Origin of the sequence: Oculatella sp. FACHB-28, assembly GCF_014696015.1 — a bacterium.
Classification (GTDB): domain Bacteria; phylum Cyanobacteriota; class Cyanobacteriia; order Elainellales; family Elainellaceae; genus JAAUTN01.
In genome coordinates this window covers 124,262-148,220 of the sequence record NZ_JACJPJ010000099.1, presented here as the reverse complement: position 1 = coordinate 148,220, position 23,959 = coordinate 124,262, and the positions used below count along the sequence as shown (strand labels likewise).

Here is a 23,959-nt window from a genome sequence, read left to right as displayed (position 1 = left end):
GTATATCTAAGTTGAGCGTAAAACTGCTCTTTCTAGCCGCGACTTAGAGATACAGCCGCTACTTCTTTCTGCAAAGACAAACATTGCATTTCTCAGAAAATCTGTAATGCAAGATACAAAATTCGTTTTTCGCGATTTTGGTTGTGGAAGCGCGTAGCCTTTGCTCGTTTTCTGCTAACTCTACAGGGGAATCAATGATTGTTGAGATTCCTAGGCCTAGACAAATTCAAGCTTTCGACATTTGACAAATATAAAAATCAGAATTTTGTAGTGAATGCATCAGTTCGAGAGTTGCAATTCTACTAGCGTCACCTCCTTAGTCATTCAGCAAGGAATAATCACATAGATTTAAAGTTTTAGCTTCATAATAGAAATTAAGACAGCCGATTTTTGATTAGATCATTGTTACAAGTACAATCAGATTTCTGAGTAGACTTAAAGCTTTGATTGAGACTGAGGGTGAGTTGAGCTTGGAAATTAAGCCGCTGGTGAGCGAAATTTGAGCATCTGCGTCGCTCCAAATACAGCGAGGGTTGCCAAGGCTCGATATCCTCTATAAGATCCATGATCTATTCGGTGCCGTCCATGTGGATTTTTTATAGATAGCGACTTTGCAATCCACGCTACGGTACTGAGGGTTTTACCTTAAATGGCATTGCGGCTGCTTGAGCCTTGAAAGTGTCAGAAGCATTGCTTCGGACAACTTTCTCGTCTCCTCAGTTTTTGGCTTTTGCGGGTTGATAAGGGGTTTTCTTTTTAGGGTTGTCATTTAGATATTTGACAGTTTTTGTCATCCAGATGATTTTTCAGCGATTACAAGCGAGACGGGTTGTTCTATGGGTAGCACGAGTGTGAATCGAGACAGACAGACAAATCACGAAGTAGCGGCAGGTTTTCCAGGACAGCGATGGTTGGTTGAGGAAAGGGATGCCTGCGGGGTTGGTTTTATTGCTGACCAGTACGGGCGGGCAAGCCATACTTTGGTTGCCAAAGCGCTGTCTGCTTTGACTTGTTTGGAACACCGAGGAGCTTGTAGCGCCGATCAGGATTCGGGTGATGGTGCCGGAATAATGACGGCTATTCCCTGGGATTTGTTGAGCGATTGGCTCCAGGAAAACAAGATTGGCGCTGTTCCTACTGAGCATCTCGGCGTAGGGATGGTGTTTTTGCCGCAGGCTGAGGCAGGAGCAGCGATCGCCCGTCAACTTGCCGAAAAACTGCTACAGGAGTCGGGCTTGCGGATCTTGGGCTGGCGAAAAGTACCTGTACATCCTCAATTACTGGGAATTCAAGCAAGAGAAAACCAGCCTCAGATTGAACAACTTTTGGTGCAATCTAATGAGACGGACGATGTGCTAGAGCGTCAGCTTTATCTGGTGCGCAAGAAGATTGAACAGGCAGTTGCAACGGTAGAACCTGCTAGCTCAGAAGACGCAGCCGGATTGCAAGAGTTCTACATTTGCTCCTTCTCTAACCGAACGATTGTTTATAAGGGCATGGTGCGCTCTGCAGTGCTGGGTGATTTCTACACAGACCTGCAAAATCCGACCTATCAAAGTGCCTTTGCGGTGTATCATCGCCGCTTTAGCACGAATACGATGCCTCGTTGGCCTTTGGCTCAGCCGATGCGGTTGCTTGGTCACAATGGCGAAATCAACACGCTGCTGGGCAACATCAACTGGATGGTGGCGCGGGAAGCGGACCTGGAGCATCCTTACTGGGGCGATCGCCTCGAAGCACTCAAACCAATCGTCAACCCTGAAAACAGCGATTCTGCTAACCTCGACAACGTGATGGAGCTATTGGTGAATTCAGGGCGCAGTCCCCTGGAAGCGCTGATGATCATGGTGCCAGAGGCTTACTTGAACCAGCCAGAGTTGGCAAATTATCCCGAAATTACTGATTTCTACGAATACTACAGCGGTATTCAGGAGCCCTGGGATGGTCCAGCACTACTAGTCTTTAGCGATGGTAAGCGAGTCGGAGCGACGTTAGATCGAAACGGACTACGTCCTGCTCGCTACAGCATTACCCGTGACGGCTTTGTGGTGGTTGCTTCTGAGGCGGGTGTAGTTGACCTACCCGAATCTGAAATTGTGGAGAAGGGGCGGCTGGGTCCAGGAGAGGCGATCGCAGTCGATTTTAGAAGCCATGAAATTTTGAAGAACTGGCAAATCAAGCAGCGCGTTGCCAGCAAGCAGCCTTACGGTGAGTGGTTGCAGCAGCGCTATGAGTTGAAACCCCAGCCTTTTGCCGAAGCGAGTTCCTTGGAGACTGGGAGCCTGCTACGCCATCAAACTGCCTTTGGCTACACCAGCGAAGATGTAGAGATGATCGTTGAGGCAATGGCTTCTCAGGGTAAGGAACCCACTTTTTGCATGGGCGACGATATTCCCCTTGCCGTGCTGTCAGACAAACCCCGTCTGCTTTACGACTACTTCAAGCAGCGGTTTGCTCAGGTGACAAATCCGCCAATCGACCCGCTGCGGGAAAGCTTGGTGATGTCATTGACATCTCAACTAGGCGAACGAGGCAATTTTCTGGAAGAAAAACCAGAGTATGCACGATTGCTCAAGCTCAAGTCTCCTGTTCTAAACGATGCTGAACTGGAGCAAATCCGGCAGTCTGACTTTGGCACTGCAAATCTATCGACTCTATTTCATATCTCTGCTGGCCCAGAAGGTTTGCAGAGAGCCGTGACAGCATTGTGCCAGCAGGCAACAGCGGCAGTTCGCGCAGGTCAGAAAATTTTGATTCTGAGCGATCGCCTCACTCCATCTGGTGAAACAGGCAATCTGAATGCTGAGCAAAGCTACATTCCTCCCCTGCTGGCTGTCGGCGCAGTTCATCATCACTTGATCCGACAAGGGCTGCGGATGAAAGCCTCAATCGTCATGGATACTGCCCAGTGTTGGAGTACGCATCATTTTGCCTGTTTGATTGGCTATGGAGCCAGTGCCGTTTGCCCTTATTTGGCTTGGGAAACAGTTCGCCACTGGTGGTCTGACTCTAAAACCCAAAGCTTCATGCAGCGTGGCAAGCTTGAGGCAATTTCCATTACCGCAGCACAAAACAACTACCGTAAAGCGATCGAAGCGGGCTTGCTCAAAATTTTGTCCAAGATGGGAATCTCGCTGCTGTCTAGCTATCAGGCGGCACAGATTTTTGAGGCAATCGGCATTGGATCTGACCTGCTGCATCTTGGCTTCACTGGAACTGCTTCACGCTTGGGTGGATTGAGCGTGGCTGACCTGGCGCAAGAGGTCATTACCTTCCATCAACGCGCATTCCCTGAACTAACGCTGAAGAAACTAGAGAACTTTGGCTTCTTCAACTACAAGCCGGGGGGCGAATATCACATGAATAGCCCCGAAATGGCAAAGGCGCTGCACAAAGCGGTAGGCGCGATGAACTATGACCACTACGAGGTCTACCAGAAATCTCTGGAGCAGCGACCGCTAACCGCATTGCGCGATTTGCTCGACTTTAAGGGCGATCGCCCTGCCATTCCTATGGAGGAAGTGGAATCGGTCGAAACCATTGTTAAGCGCTTTTGCACGGGAGCCATGTCGCTAGGGTCACTCTCACGGGAGGCGCATGAGACTTTGGCGATCGCCATGAACCGCATCGGCGGCAAGTCCAACTCTGGCGAAGGCGGCGAAGATCCAGTTCGCTTTAAGGTGCTGAACGATGTGGATGAGAACGGACTGTCTCAGCTTCTGCCTCACCTGAAGGGCTTGCGAAACGGCGATACTGCTAGTTCAGCGATCAAGCAAATTGCGTCAGGGCGATTCGGCGTAACACCCGAATATTTGGTCAGCGCCAAACAGCTTGAAATCAAAATTGCTCAGGGCGCTAAGCCCGGTGAAGGCGGACAGCTTCCTGGCAAAAAAGTCAGTCCCTACATTGCTATGCTGCGTCGTTCTAAGCCTGGAGTGCCGCTGATTTCACCGCCTCCCCACCACGACATTTACTCGATTGAAGATTTGGCTCAACTAATCTTTGACCTACACCAGATTAATCCTAAAGCAAAGGTTTCGGTGAAGCTGGTGGCAGAAGTGGGCATTGGCACTGTCGCGGCTGGTGTGGCGAAGGCAAACGCAGACATAATTCAGATTTCCGGTCACGATGGCGGAACGGGCGCCTCGCCGCTTAGCTCAATCAAGCACGCGGGTGTTCCTTGGGAGTTGGGTGTAACCGAAGTGCATCGGGTGCTGATGGAAAATCAGTTGCGCGATCGCGTCCTGCTGCGGGCAGATGGCGGCTTCAAGACAGGTTGGGATGTACTCATGGCAGCCCTAATGGGTGCGGAAGAGTACGGGTTTGGCTCCGTTGCCATGATTGCGGAAGGCTGCATTATGGCGAGAATCTGTCACACCAACAACTGTCCGGTCGGTGTAGCAACTCAGCAAGAGAAACTGCGCCAGCGGTTCACGGGCGTCCCAGAGCACGTGGTGAATTTCTTCTACTTCATCGCTGAGGAAGTGCGATCGCTTCTCGCTCGACTGGGCTACCGTTCGCTCAAAGATGTGATTGGTCGGGCTGACTTGCTAAAAGTGCGAGAAGGCGTAAAAATCACCAAAACTCAAGCACTTAACCTGGACTGCCTGACTCAGTTGCCCGATAGCCGCACCGATCGCAGCTGGCTAGAGCATGGGGAAACACATAGCAACGGAGCCGTTCTAGACGATCAGTTGCTTAGCGATCCGGCGATTCAAGCGGCAATCCGAGATCAGGGCAGCGTTAGCCAGAGCATTGATGTGGTCAACACCGATCGCACTGTTGGTGCGAGGTTAGCGGGAGCGATCGCCCAGAAGTATGGCAACACTGGCTTTGAAGGACAAATTACCCTCAACTTCACAGGCAGCGTCGGTCAAAGCTTTGGAGCTTTTAACTTACCGGGAATGACCCTTAATCTTGAAGGCGAAGCCAATGACTACGTCGGCAAAGGAATGCACGGCGGCGAAATCGTCATCAAACCACCTGCTGCTGCGACCTACACGCCCTCTGAAAACGTGATTATCGGTAACACCTGTCTATATGGCGCAACTGGCGGAACGCTGTTTGCGAATGGACAGGCAGGTGAACGTTTTGCTGTGCGGAATTCCAAAGGACAAGCGGTGATTGAAGGAGCCGGAGATCACTGCTGCGAGTACATGACGGGCGGCACAATTGTCGTTTTGGGTCGAGTCGGTCGCAACGTCGGTGCAGGCATGACAGGCGGACTGGCTTATTTCTTAGACGAAGACGGCAGCTTCCCTGAGAAAGTCAATCCTGAAATCGTCAAGCTCCAGCGCGTGCAAACTCCAGCCGGAGAACAGCAGCTTAAGGACTTGATTGCAGCTCATGGCGATCGCACAGGCAGCCAAAAAGCAGCCCAAATCCTCGACAACTGGTCTGAGTTCCTGCCCAAATTCTGGCAAGTCGTGCCACCATCTGAGGCAGACAGCCCAGAAGCTAGTCAGACTGCTGTCGAAGAAAAGGTGTTAAGTCCAGTTCAGTAATCTCCAGTCAACTGCAAGCGTACATAGCCATTCTTGACAGGCTATGAATGAGACAATCCCCAGCTTCTTTGAGAAGCTGGGGATTTTAATAGATTGACAGTTCTGAAAAATCCTTACTTCCACTCTTAAATCCTAGCTTCACTTAAGAGCATTGCAGTCAAAGGCTCTACAAAGTTTGAATGTAAAGGTGAAATTTCATCCAGTTTTATTCAAGGTTCGACCTATCTTGGATGAACACACCTCTCCCGTAGTTTTTTTGTTTCATCTAATAAGTTTTGCGTAAGGATTTTAGCTGTAATGGCACCATCGCTATTGTCGTAAAAGTAAGCTGAATGAGCATCTTCTGCTGCAACAACCATTGCTAAATCTACTCGATCGAGGTAGAGCAACGTTTGCTCAGTCGGATTTGCATATTCCCAGACATACTGATCACAAAAGAATAACTCAGAACTAATTTCTTTCTCTATCGCAGCATGAAGAGGATATGCCACTAAATCAGACGAATGGATTACGTTTACCCACCTCAGCTTGCAAGAACTTTCCAAATTCGCCTTTTTAGGTTTTGCAAGATGAGTGGCGATCGCAGAAAAATCAAGATCAAACATCTGCTTAAGAAATAGCAATGGAGATCCCAGAGTTGTAATACTTGCAAGCTCTATCTGGTCTAATTTTTCACGTAATAAGTAGGCTGGATCATTACTATCCAAATCATCTGAGAAAAGTAGATCCCACAGAATAAAGCTACCAAGAGAATGAGCAACAAAGTGAATTTCTTGAGATTCAGGATGATCTTTTAGGAATTGATTAAACTGCTCTAAAATTGCTGAGCGGATCATCTTCCCACGTTTTGGATTCTGATAAATCAGAAAGTCTCCCAGAAAGTTATTTATTAATTTCTCTCTTCGCTGCTTATATCTATAGATTCTTGAGCAGTAGTCTTCATACTCTGGGTGGTTTGTACAAAATCTTGAAATATCCTTATCAAGATATTCAACGACCTGATGCTTTTTATTGTTGAATAAATTTCCCCAAAAACTTGAGTAAAAATTTACTGGTTGCTCGGTACATTGTCTGAAAAGTTCACTTTTAGTATTCCTGATTAAATGATCAGCGTAACTGGCATTTTTCGTGCCGACACCGTGAATAAAAAAGACAAGCATGGTATGTACTCTTACCTGAGCAATCTCATACTTCCCAAATGCGATATTACTAAATCAGTATTTTCAGCAAATCGTTCTATCTGGTTTGTGAAAATAGCCCGCTCTGCATGATGAAGGCTTAACGAAACCGTGAAAGTTTCACAGCACCATAGCCCGCCTTACCTTCCGTTTGCTGATGGACAGTGGCGTATGGTGCCAGGACTGCGATCGCTCGACTTACAAACTTGGATTGAGATTGACGAGCATTTAGAGCGTGAATTGGCACTCAAGGAAACATTGCTGCAACAGCGATATGCGGAAGTATTTGCCAGTTTGCCCGGAAGTGAACCTGGACAGCAGGAAATACTGGATTTGCTGGTGACGCACCTGCTAAAGCATTTTCCTCAGCACTATCAGCGAGAAGGCGATCGCCTCCACAACTTAGCAACCGGACAAACCTGGAATCTCTCAGACTTCAAAGCTGCCCCGCTTGACCTTGCTGGGCGGTTGGTTCAGGAAGATTTTTGTCTGATGCACTCTGCCCCTGAAGGCTATGTGCTATCTGCAGCTTCCGTTTGTTTTCCATCTCGCTGGCTGTTAGCCGAAAAGATAGGGCGACCGATGGGACAAATCCATGCGCCAGTACCTGGCTATGCGGAGAAGCTGCGATCGCCCGTCAATCAATTCTTTGAGCAGATCAGGAGCGATCGCCCCGTCTGGCGTTTGAACTGGAGCATCGTAGACTCGCCCGACCTATTTCTTTTACAGAGCCGGGATGCTGCACCTAGCTTGAATGCTGCCAATGCAGGAGAAAAGCTCTGGATTCGGGTAGAGCGACAAACCCTACGACGGTTGCCTCAAAGCAGGAATATCCTGTTTACAATCCGCACCTATGTCTATTCCTTAAGGGTGCTTGAGACTGAGCCGACCGCAGCAAGAGGTTTAGCAGCTGCAATTCAACAGATTTCTCCTGAAATGCAGCAATACAAAACGCTGTTGCCCATTCGAGAAGTGCTGCTAAATTATTTGGCGGATACTATACAGAATCTTGATTAGAAGCATGGGTTACTGATCTTTGAAGTAACAAATTTTTGCTTGCGTTTTGACAAAACGCCATAGAATCTTAAAGAACACTGTTTGTCTAGAGAGTGAGCATTAGACATAGCAGTCTTAGAATGATCCGTAGGTGGGTGAGGAGTGAGCGTATATTCTGGAAGTGTAACGCTCACCAACTTTTCAAGCTGAGAATTGGAAAAGCTCCAATTTGCGATACGTGGTGAGTGGAGGAACGGGCGTTGTTGGGATTGATCAGAGGGCTAGTTCATCAGGCCAGCAAGATAAAACATTGCTTGCCAATACGTGAGCAGGGGTGGTCTCAATTAAGCTTGCTCAAGGCATTGGTACAGCGAGATCTAGAAGCTCGATATAAAGGATCGGTTCTGGGAAATGTTTGGCCGCTGTTAAACCAACTCTCCCAGCTACTCATCTACACTTACGTTTTTTCGATTGTTTTACGGGTCAAGCTAACCCTCAACGGCTTACCAGAAAATAACCTTACTTTTGGACTGTGGCTGTTTGCTGGACTGTTGCCCTGGATCGCTTTTACGAGCGGTTTGGTTCCGGCAGCAGGTTCAGTCGTAGCCCAAACAAATTTAGTTAAAAAAGTAGTATTTCCGCTGGTTCTGCTGCCTTTAGTTCCAGTTCTTTCAGCATTCATCGAAAGTACATTCGGGTTGATGGCGCTGATTATATTTGTGGCGGCAATCACCCAAACGGTACACGCTACTCTGTGGCTGTTGCCCTTAGTCTGGATGCCTCAATTGTTGCTAACTGCAGGGCTAGCCTACCTGACTGCAGGACTCACCGTATTTCTCCGGGACATTCCCCAGACGCTAGGAATTGTTTTAAACCTGTGGTTTTACGTCACCCCAATCGTTTACCCCGCAGAGATCATTCCCGAACGGTTTAGAAGCTTGGTGTTCTGGCTCAATCCGATGGCGGCGATCGCTGAAACCTACCGGGATCTTGTTCTAGTTGGCAAAGTTGCTCACTGGGGAGAATGGGGAGTTGCTACGGGAGCATCTTTAATAGCGTTTACTGGCGGCTTGTGGGTTTATAGGCGCTTGCGTCCAGCATTTGCTGATGTCCTTTAAGAATTGCTCAATAATGGTGTGATGAATGAGATCGCGATTTCGTTAGAGAACATCTCGAAGTGCTTTAAGCGCTACGCCAAGCCAGTAGATCGGCTAAAAGAAATTTTGCTGCCGCAAAAGAATCATGCTCAGATATTTTGGGCACTGCAGGATATCAACTTGAACGTGACAAGAGGCGAAGCCCTTGGAATTATTGGTCAAAATGGCTCCGGCAAAAGTACGTTACTTCAAATCATTGCTAAAACACTAACCCCAACCACAGGAGAAGTATTTGTCAACGGACGAGTTTCTGCTCTATTAGAACTGGGTAGTGGTTTTAACCCCGAGTTTACAGGCAGGCAGAATGTATTTTTTAATGGGCAAATCTTAGGACTTAGTCAACAAGAAATTGCAACCAAGCTTGATGAAATAATCAAATTCGCCGAGATTGGAGATTTTATAGAACAACCTGTGAAAACGTACTCTAGTGGAATGTTTGTCAGGTTGGCCTTTGCCGTTGCAGTCAGTGTGAACCCTGATATTTTAATCGTTGACGAGGCATTAGCAGTTGGCGATATTTATTTTCAGCAGAAATGTTTTGAAAGGATTCAAGAACTCAAAAAATTAGGGACAACTCTTTTATTCGTTTCTCACGACTCTACCGCAGTATACAAGCTGTGTAACAGAGCCATATTAATAGAGTCAGGAAAAGCTGTGCTGGATGCAAGTCCAAAACAAGTTATCGATTTGTATGAAGCAAAACTGCTTAAAAGGAGAGATACGCACTCTGAATCCGTTGAAATTCAGATAGTAGCAAAGCCTGACTCACCTGATCAGGAAACATCTTCTTCTGATCAGGTTTTAGAAGAAGTTATTATTCAATCTTCAGAAGTTTCCGTTAAGTTTGTACAACTTTTAGATGAAAACGGTCAAGTTGTTGATTCAGTAATTAGTGAACAAGCTTTGCAGTTATCAATTGGATTATTATTTTTGCAGGGTTTTGATGATCTACATATCGGCTTTAAAGTTCGAGATAGAACTGGAGAAGTTATTTTCGAAACCAATACCTTCGCGATGAGGGAAAAGATTGGCAAAGTATACAACGGAACCTTCTTGGAGGTAATTTTTAGATTTCACGTTCCGTTGAGGGAGGGTGAATACACAATCTCATTGGGTGTCGCTGATGGTGGATTTGGAGAGGGTTTATTTAAGCGATCGCTAGTGTATGCTCATAACTCTGCCGCTTTCAACGTTTTAAGAAACAATAAGTCTATTCATTGGTCGGGTATTGTAAATCTCAATCCTTCTATTTCGATTAATAGCTCCGTTTATGTTTGAGTTAATCATTCAAAAAGCGCAACAGTCAGATTATGACTTCAGAGCAGGTGCTAATCCATCTGATCCGCTAGCACATCTTTTTGATGAGTGGGTTGATTATTACAAGCTGAAATGGGCGATCGCAGACGTATTAAAGCCCAGCTCTATCTTAGAAATAGGCGTTCGATTCGGTTACTCAGCGCAAGCATTTCTATATGGAAACCCCAGCGCTAAATATGTCGGCATTGATCTAGACTCAGACTCCTATGGAGGCGTAAAAGGAGCAATTAACTGGGCGAAAGAAGCAACCCAGAGCTTTGCTACTGACTTTATTATTGCTGATACACAAGCCCTAGATCATTTACCTGGCACCGTTTATGACCTGATTCATGTTGATGGACAACAAGATGGAGACGGTTCCTTTCATGATCTAGAACTCGCTCTTAAACAAGGACGATACGTACTGGTAGACGGATATTTTTGGACAAGACAAAACTATGTAGCGATCAGCGATTTTCTGTTCCGGTACGCTAACCTAATAGATTTTTACGGCGTAATTCCTGGTTATGCAGGAGAATTATTGATTAAAGTTTCTCCTACTTATTTAAAGCAGGCTAGTAAAGAGAAAAGTTATAAGACTGATTCCAGCCTCGCTATCCGTCAGGCTTATACTGCTGAGTATTACACTAAAGATTGCGGCGGATTTGACACCTATAGAAGAAATAAAGGCAAAAGATTAGAAGACCCAAGATTACAAGCGATCGCAACAATTTCTAGCTTAAAAACCAAAGGATATGCATTAGATATTGGCTGCGGACGGGGTGAATTAACTTACTGTTTTGCTCGTCAAGGATTTAAGGTTACTGCAATTGACTACTCAGCCGATGCGATTCAGTTAGCAGTAAAGTGCTTTGATGAATCTGAGCATTTACTAGCCAACGTTCAATTTCTCTGCAACGATGCTTGCACCGCTCCTCTACAGGCTCAGTACGATTTAGCAGTTGCCTCTGATGTGATTGAGCATTTGTCCTCCGATGAGGTAAACACGCTTTACCGAAGAGTAGCAAAGCATCTAAAGCCAGACGGTTTGTTTGTACTGCACACTTTTCCTAACCTCTGGTACTACAACTATGAATATCCAAGAAGAAGAAAGATAGCTGCTTCTGTGGGATCCTATCTGCCACCACAACCTCGCACAGATTATGAGCTTCGGATGCACATTAATGAGCAATCTCCAAGAATACTTAGACAACAATTGTCAAAACATTTCAAACACGTGTTGCTTTGGTTTGGAGATGTCAGTAACCCTGGTGGAAGTTTGCTTAAGAAGTTTTCTATAAAAGAAATGCGTGCTGCTCATAGTTTGTTTGCGATCGCATCCCATCAACCTATTGATTTAGATCAGCTAAAGTCTCGATTGCAAATGGCTCCTTTGCCAGTTATTCAACCTTATGAAATCAAAATAACGGTTAAGGATTTTCCTAAAAATGCCCTAGTCAAAAGTGAGTTCATCGCGACTGTAGAAATTACAAACAAGAGTCGTTCTGTTTTAAATAGCTGTGCTCCTAACCCAGTTCACCTCTCCTATCACTGGTTAGACAGTAAAGCGACCAAAAACGTAATCTTTGAAGGCGAGCGAACCAAGCTAATTCCACCTCTAAACAATAAAGAATCTCAGAAAGTTTTTGATCTTCTTTCCGCCCCAACAAATAAGCAAGTGTATGACTTGAAAGTTAGCGCACCATCAGAAGCAGGCAACTATGTACTTAGGATTACGTTAGTACAAGAGGGTGTTCGTTGGTTTGACCAGGAACCTATCGGATTGGCAGAAGATATTTCCATCTCAGTTCATAACAACTAGTCAGTATGATTGAAGCTAATAATTCTAAAATTGACGTAAATGTTTTAATGCAAAAGGTACAGGAAGAAGTCGCTAAACGCCGTGATTTTAATCCTATAGAGGCAGCAGTTAGCAGCTTGAGCACTATTAACACTGCTAGTATCAGCCACGCAGAGGCTCAATTAAGCGTTGCTGAAACTTTTTCTGAAGTCCCCACAAAGTTTCCAGATAAATTTAATCGTTTTCCATTTACAATCCTCAAACCTCTACAAAAACTTGCTCTTAAGGTTTATGGTTTTCTATTTAAAAAGCAACGAGTAGTTAATTCCTCTTTAGCGCAAGCTCTCAAAGTTTCTCTTGACCTTAATCAGAGATTAAGCCAACAGGTTGTAACTCTCCAAGCTCAGTTGCACAAGCTAGCAGACCAAGTAGATTCTATAGATAGGCAAACCGCAGATACTAGCATCAGTATGGATGAGCGGTTCTCAACAGTAGATAATCATCTCGCAGCTACAGATGAACGATTCTCTGCTGTGGACGGGCGCTTTTCTACAGTAGATGGTCGTCTCACAGCTATGGATCAAAAGCTTTCTTCCACCAATGAATATTATGTGAGAAATGAAAGCTACATCAAGGACGATTTAACGCAGCAGAAGCGCCTGATCACCCTGTTTTTAGAAGAGGCAAGAAAACGTTTGCCAGAGCCCTTTGAGCAGGAGCAATTGCAGACTTTTGAGAATGAAGGGAAGCATCTGCTGGATGCATTCTATGTTGCTTTTGAAGATCATTTTCGAGGCAGCTATCAAGACATTTCTGATCGCCTAAAAGTTTATTTGCCGCTTCTAGAACAAGCAAAGTTAGATACAGCAAACTTTCCCATTTTAGACATCGGCTGTGGACGAGGAGAGTGGTTGGAATTGTTGCAGCAATCTGGCTACACGGCAACAGGGCTAGACATTAACAGAGTAATGTTAGATCGATGCCGCTCACGAGGACTAGAGGTAGTTGAAGCAGATGTAATAGCTTACTTAAAGTCTCTGCCTTCACAAAGCTTGTCAGCCATAACAGGTTTCCATATCATTGAACATTTACCAGTCATAGAATTACTCACCTTATTTCAAGAGATACTTAGGGTTTTGAAATCGGGCGGGTTAATTATTATGGAAACTCCCAATCCCCAGAATGTCCTAGTAGGAAGCAACAACTTTTATATGGACCCTACTCATCTCAATCCTTTACCTGGACCGCTAACTAAATTTATGCTTGAGAATGCTGGATATCAAGCCGTTGAAATTATGAACTTGAATGCTTATGCTGATTCGTTCAAAGTTAGCGGTTCAGAGATTGCGGATCGGTTCAATGATTATTTCTATGGTCCTCAAGATTACGCAGTCATTGGTTATAAGCCATGAAGCCTCTGTGCATTGTAACTCCCTGGTTTGGTAAAGACTTAAAAGGAGGAGCCGAGCAGCAAGCCTGGCAGGTAGCAACACGACTGGCAGCACAGGGCCATGCGGTCGAAGTGCTAACAACCTGCTGTCGCTCATTCTTAGACAATTGGACATCCAACTACTACAGACCCGGAGTGAGGCAAGAGCAAGGCGTAAAAGTTCGGCGTTTTCGAGTCAACCGCCGCAATGAAGAGGCTTTTGCTCGAGTAAACAGCTTAATGTTAAATCTGCCGTCTTCAGCCTTAAAACCCCAAGTTAATCCGGTCAACCCAGAAGATTCACTGATCTTTGCTTCTGAGAATATAAATTCAGCCAAATTACTAAATTTTTTGAAACGGAATAAAGACCAATACCATGCTTTTCTGTTTCTTCCCTATCTTTATGGACCTGTTTTAAACGGGTTGCCCATCGTAGCAGATCGGGCTTTTTTACAGCCTTGTCTCCATGATGAAGTCTATGCATATTTACCTGAAGTTACTAATATCTTTCATCTAGCACGTGGGCTGCTTTTTATTAGCGAAGGAGAAGCTCAGCTAGCGACACAGCTTTATGGTCCAGGCATTACTCACAAAAGTTCTGTTGCAGGTGCAGGAATAGAAGCAGGTTCCAGCTTTGATGAAAGTCTTACCCATGTGGGTGGTTTTTCGGTTAAGCAGGAGCGGTTTGTGCTGTGTCTGGGGCGCCGTGATTCAGGAAAAAATACTGATTTATTAGTCAAAGCTTTTGCACATTTCAAACAAGAGAATCCTGCTTCTGATTTGAAGTTAGTCCTCGCAGGTCCAGGCAATCGGTCTTACAGCGGGTTAGCGCTAGATCTAATTGACTTAGGTTTAGTAGAGGAAAAAGAAAAGGAGTTGCTATTAGCAAACTGTCTGGCTTTATTTCAGCCTAGCCAGAATGAAAGCTACTCTCGTGTGATCATGGAGGCTTGGTTTTATAAACGACCCGTAGCAGCTCATAGGAATTGTTTGGCAACGGCGATCGCCGTTGAAAAAGCTCAAGGCGGTTGGCTAGCAGAAACTGAGCTAGAGTGGTCAGAACTATTTGACAAAGTTGATCAGATTGGCGAAGAACAGCTTACGAAATATGGGATCAAGGGACAGGCTTACGCCGAGGAAAATGCAGCTTGGGACAAAATTATTCAGCGTTACGAAATTGCTCTAAATTTGACTGAGCGCGCTGTTACTTCACCCCTTCAACTAAAGCCTAAAAAGCTGAAGGAAATTCATCAATTACTACCTAATCTTGCCTACGGGGATGCGATTTCAAATCACGCAATCGAGATTCGCAACTATCTCCGTCAGTGCGGATACCGCTCAGAAATTTTTGTTCGCTATCTTGACCAAAAGGTTGCCCATGAAGCAACTGTATTCAGCCCAAGATATCTCGACAATCAAGCGGGGCTAATCTATCACCACTCGATTGGCTCAGAACTGACGGAGTATGCGATCGCCCATTCTGAACCTAAATGTTTGGTTTATCACAACATCACCCCCGCAGAGTTTTTCTTACCCTATCGTCCTGATGTCGCTAAACTCTTGGAGGATGGTAGAACCGAATTGAGGCAGCTAGCTCAGCATTTTCCAATATCAGTTGGAGATTCTACATTTAACGTAGAAGAACTGCTAGAAGTTGGGTTTGCTGAATCAGAAGTTTTACCAATCATTGTCAATCCTAAAAAATGGGATACGCCGCCAGATGCTGCTTTAATGCGACAGCTGCAAGATGGCAAAACCAATTTACTTTTTGTAGGTCGTATTGCCCCTAATAAACGACAAGATGATTTGATTGCGGCGTTTGCTCATTACTTAACGTTTGATCAAGAAGCCCGTTTAATTCTGTTGGGTGGATACGGATTGACTGACCCATACTATTTTCATCTGATCAATCTAATCGACAAACTAAATCTAGCGAATCATGTTTTACTCCCAGGGCTAGTTACAGAAGCGCAGCTATTAGCTTATTACCGAACGGCTCACGTGTTTTGGTCGATGAGTGAGCATGAAGGATTTTGTGTACCACTTGTTGAAGCGATGTGGTTTGATACTCCAATTCTTGCCTACAAAAGTAGTGCTGTTCCTGAAACATTGGGTTCAGCAGGATTAATTTTCAACAGTAAAAATGATTTAGTTCAAGTAGCCGCTCTAGCAAAACTACTGGTCAAAGATAAAGAATTAAAGTCTGAAGTAATCAAAGCACAGCGCCAACGACGAAATGATTTTCTCACAGAGTTAGGGCACGGTAAGTTAGATAATTTGATTTTGAAGATGGAAAATGTATCTGTATGACTCGCTATAGCAATGCTTTCTCTAAGCTATTCGATAGGTTTAGTAGAAAGGCTCAAAAATCTTTAGATATTAAGCCTCACGAACTTTTTCCACTTAATCCAGAATTGCCTCTGCCAACAGGTATCTCTGAAAGCGAACTATTTGATTTTCTTAAATCTGTTTTAGTTGAGGACGCACCTCCGCAGGAAATGGCAGATTATTGCCAGTATGATTTTCGCAGATTTGTCTATACCTATGGACTAGCAAGAGATTTGATTGGAAAAGGGCTTGAGCTAGGTTCAAATCCTTATTTCACGACAATGCTGCTAAAGGAATTTACGCAAATAGATCTATCTTTAGCTAACTATTTCAACTCTGAATTAGGCAGCACTGTTGAGCAGGGAGTGTCGTATCAAAAACTTGGCTCAAAGGAGAATTTGTCAATCAAACTTAAATCAAGCCAATTCAACGTTGAGAAGGAGGAATTTCCTTTTCAAGATGAGGAGTTCGACGTAGTTTTTTTCTGTGAAATTATAGAGCACCTACTTATTAACCCGATTGCTGCTCTTAAAGAAATTAAGAGAATTTTGAAGTCAGGCGGAGCATTAATTTTAACCACGCCGAATGTGAGCAGATTAGAAAATGTCGCCAAAATGATTGCCGGAGGAAATATCTATGATCCCTACTCCGGTTATGGACCCTATGGCAGACACAATCGTGAATACAACAAACACGAACTTTATCTTTTGCTAACCTACTTGGGGTTTGACATTGATGCGATGTTTACGGCTGACGTACACTTAAACAACGCTAACGGTTATGCACCGATCGCTGACTTTTCAGCACTGCTTAAAAAGCGAGAACAAGATTTAGGACAGTATATCTTTGTCAGAGCCTTAAATGTTAGAGAGGCAGGTCATAAAAAGCCCGCTTTTCTATATAGAAGTTATCCTGCTGATGAGCTAGAGTAATGCCTAGAGTTGCTTTTGTGGTTCAACGTTGCGGTTTGGAGGTAAATGGTGGCGCAGAAGTCCTTTGCCTCAAAATTGCACAGTATATGTCCAAGCATTGGGATTTGGAGATATTGACAACCTGTGCATTAGATTATGTCACCTGGGAAAATTACTACCCACCAGGAATAGAAGAAGTTTCAGGAGTCAAAATACGTCGCTTTTGGGTAGAAAAACAGCGAGATATTGACGAGTTTAATCATTTATCTAAAAAAATCTACCCTCGCCTTGAGACGGCTTCGATTGAGGAGCAGGAGGACTGGATGCGTTCTCAGGGTCCGTGGGCACCGGATCTGACTGCTTATGTCGAACAACATCAACATGAGTATGACGTGTTCATATTTTTTACTTATCTGTATGCAACAACTTATTTTGTTCTGCCGCTAGTTGCTGAGAAAGCTTACCTTGAACCATTAGCTCATGATGAATGGACAATTTACATGAGTATGTGGAACAGCTTCTTTCAAAAGCCGCGCGGTTTTATTTTCAATACGCTGGAGGAACAACGCTTTCTTAAAACTCGTTTTCCAGATATTGATTTAGAGGGGGCGATCGCCGGAATAGCTGTAGAACCCCCAGAAACTTTTGGCGCAACCCAGTTCAGACAGCAATACAAAATTGATGAACCCTTTCTGCTGTATATGGGTAGGATTGATCCTTCCAAAGGCTGCGAAGAACTGTTTAACTATTTCATCTCGTTACGTAAACAAGAACCTGGGTCAAGAAAACTGGTTCTGTTAGGCAAACCAACCATGCCAATCCCCAAACATCCAGATATCGTAGCGCTTGGTTTCGTAGATGAACAGACAAAATGGGATGCTCTAGCAGCTTGCGACATATTAGTGATGCCTTCACCCTATGAAAGTCTTTCTATCGTGTTACTAGAAGCTTGGGCAGTAGGAAAGCCCGTTTTGGTAAATGGCAAATGTGATGTGTTGCTGGGTCAATGTCAAAGGTCTCAGGGCGGTCTCTGGTACAACAATGTCAACGAATTTCAAGTAGCGGTAGAAACGATGAACCATCGAGTTAGAAGACTACTAGGAGCACAGGGGAAATCCTTTGTAGAAGCTAACTATGTTTGGTCTGAGATTCAGAGACTATATCTAAGTCTGTTTTCTGACCATACGTTTTCTGACCATACAAGTACTACCAATCAGCTTTCTACGTCTGAGAATGCAGAAAATCTAACAATTTAAACTTTAGTATGATCTCCATAATTCTCTAATTCAAACTTGAGATTCACCAAGTTGTGCTGTATTGTTGTTTTGTCAATTTTTGTAAGTCTCTGGTTCATCAAGTAGACCATCAAACATAGCTCACATATCAGTTGAAGCCTTGGTAGAAGCAGAGGAATGGCGCGAATAGTAAAACTTTAAGGTAGCATCTTGAGATTAAGCTCAAAGAACATGACACAATCTAAAGTTGAATAAATTCAGCAACCGTCACCAACTCGTCCAGGCTGTTTTATTTTGTAACAAATAGCACGTAAACCCAGTGACTATACTTACGCAAATCCCTGATATTAGCATTGTTGTTCCCGCTTTTAACGAAGAGCAAACATTAGAAGCTTTGCTCGATCGCATCGTAAATGTCACAGAGCAAATTCCTGACCAAAAATTTGAAGTGATCTTTATTGATGACGGTAGTACTGATCGTTCGTGGGCTATCCTTCAGAGTCTTGCTGCAAAGGAGTCATGGGTACGCTGCTTTCGACTACGTCGTAACTTTGGTAAAGCTGCTGCCCTATCAATAGGAGCTAGCATGGCAAGGGGTGACATCCTGATCACAATGGATGCAGACTTACAGGATGACCCTAAAGAGATACCGCGATTCTTAGAGAAGCTGAAAGAGGGATATGATCTAGTTTCTGGTTGGAAAAGAAATCGCAAAGACCCTTTATCCAAAACGCTCCCTTCAAAAATTTTCAATACAGCTATTTGTTTAGTCAGTGATGTAAAACTGCGGGATTTTAACTGTGGTTTTAAGGCAGCACGAAAAGAAGTCTACCAAAACATTTCCCTGTACGGCGAGCTGCACCGCTACATTCCTTTGCTAGCTCACAACCTAGGTTACAGAGTAGGTGAGATTCCTGTTCTTCATCACCCCCGAGCCGCAGGAAAGTCTAAATACGGTTTAGAAAGGTATGCACGTGGCTTCCTTGACCTGCTAACAGTGCTAACTATTACGCGATACGGTCGTCGCCCAGGACATCTGTTTGGGGGAGTAGGACTAATTAGCGGTATGGCTGGTTTCCTAATCTTAAGCTATCTCACAGGAGTGTGGGTCTTTACCAGTGAGGCGATCGGAGGACGACCACTGCTTCTACTTGGAATTATGTTAGAGATTCTGTCGGCACAATTGCTCTCTCTGGGAATGTTGGCAGAGCTAGTTTTAAACTGTAGTCCATCGCAACCAACGCATCTGCTCATAGCCGATAGCAGTGACATTTCCACTGCTTACAATAAGGAGAAGAGCTATTTATGAAACCGGACGTTTTCAAGCAGTATCAAGCAGAGAGTGAAAATTGGTTAAAGCGTGGTCGTCGCAGCCTGCTTCGTACTTTGCTTGAAGAAGCGAGCAGAACCACTGGAACTACAAAGTCCCTCGATATTTTGGAAGTGGGGGCAGGGGTAGGTCAAAACATACCAACCTTACAAGAATTTGGTCAGGTAGAGGTCGTTGAGGTTAGTGATATTGGTCTTGCTGCGTTAAAAGACATTCCCAATATCAATCGAATTTATAGCACCCCTATTCCCTTCAACTTAAACAAAAGCTACGACATCATTTGTGCTTTGGATGTTGTAGAACACATTGAAGACGATAAAACTGCTATTAAATGGCTCGTCGATCGCCTGAAACCAGGTGGTTACCTAATTACAACAGTACCCGCCTATCAGTGGCTATTTTCAGACCACGATATTGCTCTAGGACATTACAGGCGCTATACACAAAGAACCTTTAATCGCATTCTTCCTGCCGAACTGACTGTTCTTAAAAGCGGTTATTTCAACAGCGTGTTGTTTCTACTTGCTGCAGCAATTCGTCTTGTCAAACGATTGACCAAAAGCATCCTTCCATCTAGAAAAGGATTCACTGAGCTTAAGAAAGAAAGCTCTACTGTTCCAGGTTGGGTTGACTCAGCTTTTGGGAATTTCCTATTGGTTGAAACCAAAATAATAGAGGGAAAGCCGATATTTCCGTTTGGCTTATCAGTATTTTGTTTAGCCCAGAAAGTTAGTAATTAGCAGTTCAAAATACCTTTAATGGTTTAGGCTCTACGGTTATGAGAATAAAGCTTGATAGAGTTAAGATATCTCAGTACTTCTTCAACTCTCGCACCGAGGTGGCAATATATCTAGCCACTTTGGTTTCCTCTTGTGTCTTATTATTCATTTTTCTAGATTTGGGCAATTCAACACTATCAGTCCCATTTAACTATGCTGGTGACGCTCTATATAAAGGCAATGAAGTAAGAACCATGATAGACACGGGATGGCTTTTTCATAATCCATCTCTTGGTGCTCCCTTTAGCTACAACAGGCTCGATTTTCCAAGATTTGATTCTCTCAATTACTTAATCATGAAGGTCTTTTTGATCTTCACCAAAGACTACGCTACAGTTCTCAATTTATATTATTTACTATCATTTATACTCTGCGCCTTAAGTGCTTTATTTGTCATGAAGCACTTTAAATTATCTAACTTTATTGCTTTCTACGGCTCAATTCTCTTTGCATTTCTTCCCTACCCCTTTTATCGAGGAATACCACATTTTTCAAATGCAGCCTATTACATGATACCGCTGTCCGTAATGGTTTTGCTTTGGACAGCTTTAGGTTTATTTTTTAAGGATGGCAAGATTTCTAAGAAATATCTTCTAGCTGCATTTCTGATATCATTTCTTACTTCGCTTCAAATGCCATATAACGGCTTCTTTATGGCTGTCCTTACACCCGCTGCTGGTCTGTCTGGATTCTTGAAAACCAAAAATTTCCGGGCAATCCTTATAGCTCTTTTTATTTGGTTTTCGATCGCAAGTGCCTTTACAGTCGAACAAATACCCAGACTTCAATATCAAGCGGTTCATGGCGTTAATGCTAGCGTTGCCAAACGTTCTATTACAGAAGTAGAGCTCTATTCAGTCAGGTTATCTCAACTTCTCTTGCCTCACTTTAAGCACAGGGTTGACGAAATTGCTGATGTAAAAGATAGGTTTGATGATACCTTTTTGCACACTAATGAAAACAAAACCTCATATCTTGGTCTTTGGGGAGCAATGGGATTTTTGTTTCTCCTATTCTTTGTTATTTTCTCTAGAGTAGAGAAACTCGAATCCACGTACTTCCGAAACATCTCTGCCTCATCAATTTTAGCTTCACTGAGTGCGCTCAACATAGTTGCCTTCTCATATGCGACTTTCGCTGGCTTTAGCGCAATTTTTGCCTTTTTTGTAGAGCCTAAAATCCGAGCTACAAATCGAATATCGGTCTACATAGCATTCCTCTCCATATTCGCGCTTTGCATAGTCCTAGATGTTGCTAGACGTAGCTTTAAGCCAAAAAGAAAGTTTTTTATCAATATATTTCTGACCGTTATTTTCTTCATTAGTCTTCTGGATCAGACTTCTCCAAAGTTAATTCCTAAGTACGATGCGATTCAAGAGAATTATGAGCACGACAGACAATACTTTGGCTTGCTAGAAGAGCGGTTGCCTGACAATGCTGCTGTTTATCAGATGCCTTACGCCTTCTACCCAGAACGCGGACCCATTAACAAAATGACGGATTATGAGCACCTAAAAGCGTACTTTCATACGTCTAGTTTGAGATGGAGCTATGGCTCTGCTAGAGGACGGCAAGGATATTACTGGAATATGGATTTGGCAGAGCGTTCTCCGACTGAGCTAGTTCAAAGGCTACAAAACTTTGGTTTTTCAGCAATCTATATTAATAGACTTGGTTTTGAAGATCGTGCAGAAACGGTCATTCAAGATCTATCAAACCTGCTGCAACAAGAACCTTTGATTAGCGAAAATGAGCGATATGCAACTTTCTTCCTACCCGATTCGGATGTTGCCAACCCGCCCTACCTAGCTGAGCCTTACAAACTTGGAGACACAATCAGTTTTTCTGCAAATGCCCATCCTATGGTCTTCTACTCGTTAGGCTGGGCTAAGCCAGAGGACTGGGGAACCTGGACCCTTGGGAAAGATGCCCGGTTGGTTATGCAAGTTGACGGTTCACCAACTTCTAATACGGTAGAGCTTTCAGCTATCGCTCAGGCTTTTGTTAACGAGGAGCATCCCGAGCTTGATGTAGAAGTGATTGTCAATGGAGAGCAGGTTGACCAATGGGAGTTTGTTTATGGGGAGAGTGCAGGTGGTGAGCGAAAAGCTGTTATTCCAGCGGATCTAGTTGCCAAGCAAAATCCCCTAGAGATTGTTTTTAAGATTCCTAATGCCAAATCTCCTGCCGAACTAGATCTTTCTAGTGATGGACGTGTACTTGGTCTTGGAATACATGAGCTGCGCTTGGACAATGTCAGCAGTCCTTTGTAGGAGGTTCAGAGTTAGTGTCAGATATGCCAGCTAATAATCTTGTCTCAGGAATAGCAACAGCAGTTAAGCAAGGCTACGTCCTGCTCCTTAGAGGATTACGTAGCCTTGCTAAAAGCATAGGTTTGTTAGGAGTATTAGAAGCTCGTAAGAACAACCGCACCCTGTTCTGGCTTCGTAGCTTGTTTGCGATTTATGATATGGACGATATGATTCGTCTGGGTGTGCCCTGGTGGACTTTCTCGTCCATTGATTTGGTTGAACGTTTTCTAGCAAATGTGCCGCAAGCACGCGTATTTGAATACGGGGCTGGAGCAAGCACGCTCTGGTTGGCTCAACGTGCTGGTACGGTATATTTTCTTGAGCATGATGCTGTGTACAAAAAGAGCCTTGATCGCTACACTGCTGGACTAGCAAACGCCAAGGGCTTTTTGGAGGTTCCGGTTCCAAACAAATCACCAGAACCTTTCACGTCAAGTCGCTCGGATATGCAGGGTATGAGCTTCAGGAATTATGTCAAACATCTTGACGCTGTAGATGGTCTGTTTGACTTAATCATCATTGATGGTCGCTGTCGGGAGCGGTGCCTAGAACAGGCTTTGCCACGTCTTAAAGAAACTGGGTGTATTGTATTTGACAATAGCGGTAGAAAGCGCTACCGCAGAGTTATTGAACAACTGAATTATCCTATGATCGAAACTCGCGGATTAACGCCCTCTTTACCTTATCCAGGTCAGACTACTTTAATCTTTAAATCGGTGGAAGTACGAAATAAGCTTCAAGCTAAGTGAAAAAAGCTGTTTACCTAGTTGGTTATCTAGTAGTTGGACTATCACTGTTTTTTCTTCTGAGAAACCTGGTAGTTAACTTGAAAGATATTCCTGGCTTTGAATTTACTTACCAAGCCGTTCTAGCGTTAGTTATATCTACGCTTCTTTGTGCTGGTACAGTTGCGATTTTAAGTTTGGCTTGGAGCCTCTTAATTAGAGGAGGTAATGTCTATTTGACGGTTAGACAAGCTTACGTGATTATGGCTCAATCCCAGATTGGCAGATACTTACCTGGAAATATTTGGCACTATGCGGGGCGGGTCGCTTTAGGTCGCCGATATGGAGTTTCTGCTGAAGCGACTCTTCTCAGCACCAGCATGGAAACTGTCATGATCTTTGGGATGGGCCTCATCATATCGGCAGCTGGGTTGCTATTCAGTAAGCAGTTTTTCCCAGATATTAAAATAGACTTTTACACAAGAAATCTTGTTGCACCGATCGCCTTAGTCATTGCTGTATTGGCAGTAATTGGACTGGCAATTACCACTGTATTTGTTGTTTCCAAACCTGTTTGGACATCTGCCAAAAATTGGATTAAAAAACGCTTGCCCTACATTCACGTAGGACGTATTGGTGTATCAGGGCTTCTCTACATTTCAATATTTCTTATATTTGGAAGTGTTGTTTGGCTTCTATTAAACTTAATTTGGCAAGTAGAAGCTGGAATATCATGGTACCAATTTGTTTGGAGTTTTTCGATAGCCTGGGTAGCCGGCTTTGTGACTCCGGGTGCCCCAGGAGGTATAGGTGTTAGAGAAGCGATCCTGGTTACGTTGTATTCTCCAGTATTGGGAGAAGGATTAGCGTTAGGTTTATCGCTCATGCTAAGGGTGCTAACGAGTTTAGGAGACCTGGTTGCATTTGGTCTAGCCTACTATCTCAGTCAAACTCAAAATTTGAAATCTCTAAGATAAC

General features: G+C 44.1%; 15 protein-coding genes. 14 read left to right on the top strand and 1 reads right to left on the bottom strand.

Annotation, left to right across the window (positions count from 1 at the left end; translation table 11 throughout):
• Window positions 1-836 precede the first annotated feature (836 nt).
• Window positions 837-5,504: a glutamate synthase-related protein gene (locus H6F88_RS28665; RefSeq protein WP_190646216.1), complete on the top strand. Its 4,668-nt coding sequence runs from the start codon at window positions 837-839 to the stop codon at window positions 5,502-5,504.
• Window positions 5,505-5,725: 221 nt separating this feature from the next.
• Here the strand turns inward: H6F88_RS28665 and H6F88_RS28660 are convergent, their stop codons facing one another.
• Window positions 5,726-6,664 (bottom strand): hypothetical protein, encoded by a 939-nt coding sequence (locus H6F88_RS28660; RefSeq protein ID WP_190646215.1) that lies wholly within the window; start codon window positions 6,662-6,664, stop codon window positions 5,726-5,728.
• 129 nt (window positions 6,665-6,793) lie between these two features.
• Here H6F88_RS28660 and H6F88_RS28655 point away from each other — a divergent pair, with 129 nt between their 5' ends.
• The 13 genes from H6F88_RS28655 to H6F88_RS28595 all read left to right on the top strand — a co-directional run bounded on the left by H6F88_RS28655 (window position 6,794) and on the right by H6F88_RS28595 (window position 23,958).
• Window positions 6,794-7,699 carry a DUF3445 domain-containing protein gene (locus tag H6F88_RS28655; protein WP_347277758.1) on the top strand — a complete coding sequence of 302 codons (906 nt, stop codon included), beginning with the start codon at window positions 6,794-6,796 and terminating at the stop codon, window positions 7,697-7,699.
• Between the two features lie 251 nt (window positions 7,700-7,950).
• The gene (locus H6F88_RS28650) at window positions 7,951-8,796 is read left to right on the top strand and encodes an ABC transporter permease (RefSeq protein WP_190646337.1); all 846 of its coding nucleotides are present in this window, start codon (window positions 7,951-7,953) and stop codon (window positions 8,794-8,796) included.
• A 21-nt stretch (window positions 8,797-8,817) separates the two neighbouring features.
• A complete protein-coding gene (locus H6F88_RS28645) occupies window positions 8,818-10,113 on the top strand; it encodes an ABC transporter ATP-binding protein (protein ID WP_199333844.1) in 1,296 nt (431 codons plus the stop codon).
• Complete coding sequence (locus H6F88_RS28640; protein WP_190646213.1) at window positions 10,106-11,953, top strand: methyltransferase domain-containing protein; 1,848 nt, start codon at window positions 10,106-10,108, stop codon at window positions 11,951-11,953. Before H6F88_RS28645 ends, H6F88_RS28640 begins: the two co-directional genes overlap by 8 nt.
• Window positions 11,954-11,958: 5 nt before the next feature.
• Window positions 11,959-13,344, top strand: coding sequence for a class I SAM-dependent methyltransferase (locus H6F88_RS28635; RefSeq protein WP_190646212.1), 1,386 nt, complete (start codon window positions 11,959-11,961; stop codon window positions 13,342-13,344).
• Entirely contained in the window at window positions 13,341-15,671 is a 2,331-nt protein-coding gene (locus tag H6F88_RS28630; RefSeq protein ID WP_190646211.1) for a glycosyltransferase family 4 protein, read from the top strand. Before H6F88_RS28635 ends, H6F88_RS28630 begins: the two co-directional genes overlap by 4 nt.
• The gene (locus H6F88_RS28625) at window positions 15,668-16,621 is read left to right on the top strand and encodes a methyltransferase domain-containing protein (RefSeq protein WP_190646210.1); all 954 of its coding nucleotides are present in this window, start codon (window positions 15,668-15,670) and stop codon (window positions 16,619-16,621) included. Before H6F88_RS28630 ends, H6F88_RS28625 begins: the two co-directional genes overlap by 4 nt.
• Window positions 16,621-17,856 carry a glycosyltransferase family 4 protein gene (locus H6F88_RS28620; RefSeq protein WP_190646209.1) on the top strand — a complete coding sequence of 412 codons (1,236 nt, stop codon included), beginning with the start codon at window positions 16,621-16,623 and terminating at the stop codon, window positions 17,854-17,856. Before H6F88_RS28625 ends, H6F88_RS28620 begins: the two co-directional genes overlap by 1 nt.
• A gap of 298 nt (window positions 17,857-18,154) precedes the next feature.
• Window positions 18,155-19,144: a glycosyltransferase family 2 protein gene (locus tag H6F88_RS28615; protein ID WP_190646208.1), complete on the top strand. Its 990-nt coding sequence runs from the start codon at window positions 18,155-18,157 to the stop codon at window positions 19,142-19,144.
• Entirely contained in the window at window positions 19,141-19,905 is a 765-nt protein-coding gene (locus H6F88_RS28610) for a class I SAM-dependent methyltransferase (protein WP_190646207.1), read from the top strand. Before H6F88_RS28615 ends, H6F88_RS28610 begins: the two co-directional genes overlap by 4 nt.
• A 233-nt stretch (window positions 19,906-20,138) precedes the next feature.
• The gene (locus H6F88_RS28605; RefSeq protein WP_206756474.1) at window positions 20,139-22,217 is read left to right on the top strand and encodes a hypothetical protein; all 2,079 of its coding nucleotides are present in this window, start codon (window positions 20,139-20,141) and stop codon (window positions 22,215-22,217) included.
• Window positions 22,218-22,240: 23 nt separating this feature from the next.
• Window positions 22,241-23,005: a class I SAM-dependent methyltransferase gene (locus H6F88_RS28600; protein WP_242042468.1), complete on the top strand. Its 765-nt coding sequence runs from the start codon at window positions 22,241-22,243 to the stop codon at window positions 23,003-23,005.
• A complete protein-coding gene (locus tag H6F88_RS28595) occupies window positions 23,002-23,958 on the top strand; it encodes a lysylphosphatidylglycerol synthase domain-containing protein (RefSeq protein WP_190646204.1) in 957 nt (318 codons plus the stop codon). The genes H6F88_RS28600 and H6F88_RS28595 overlap by 4 nt, the downstream gene beginning before the upstream one ends.
• Window position 23,959 lies beyond the last annotated feature (1 nt).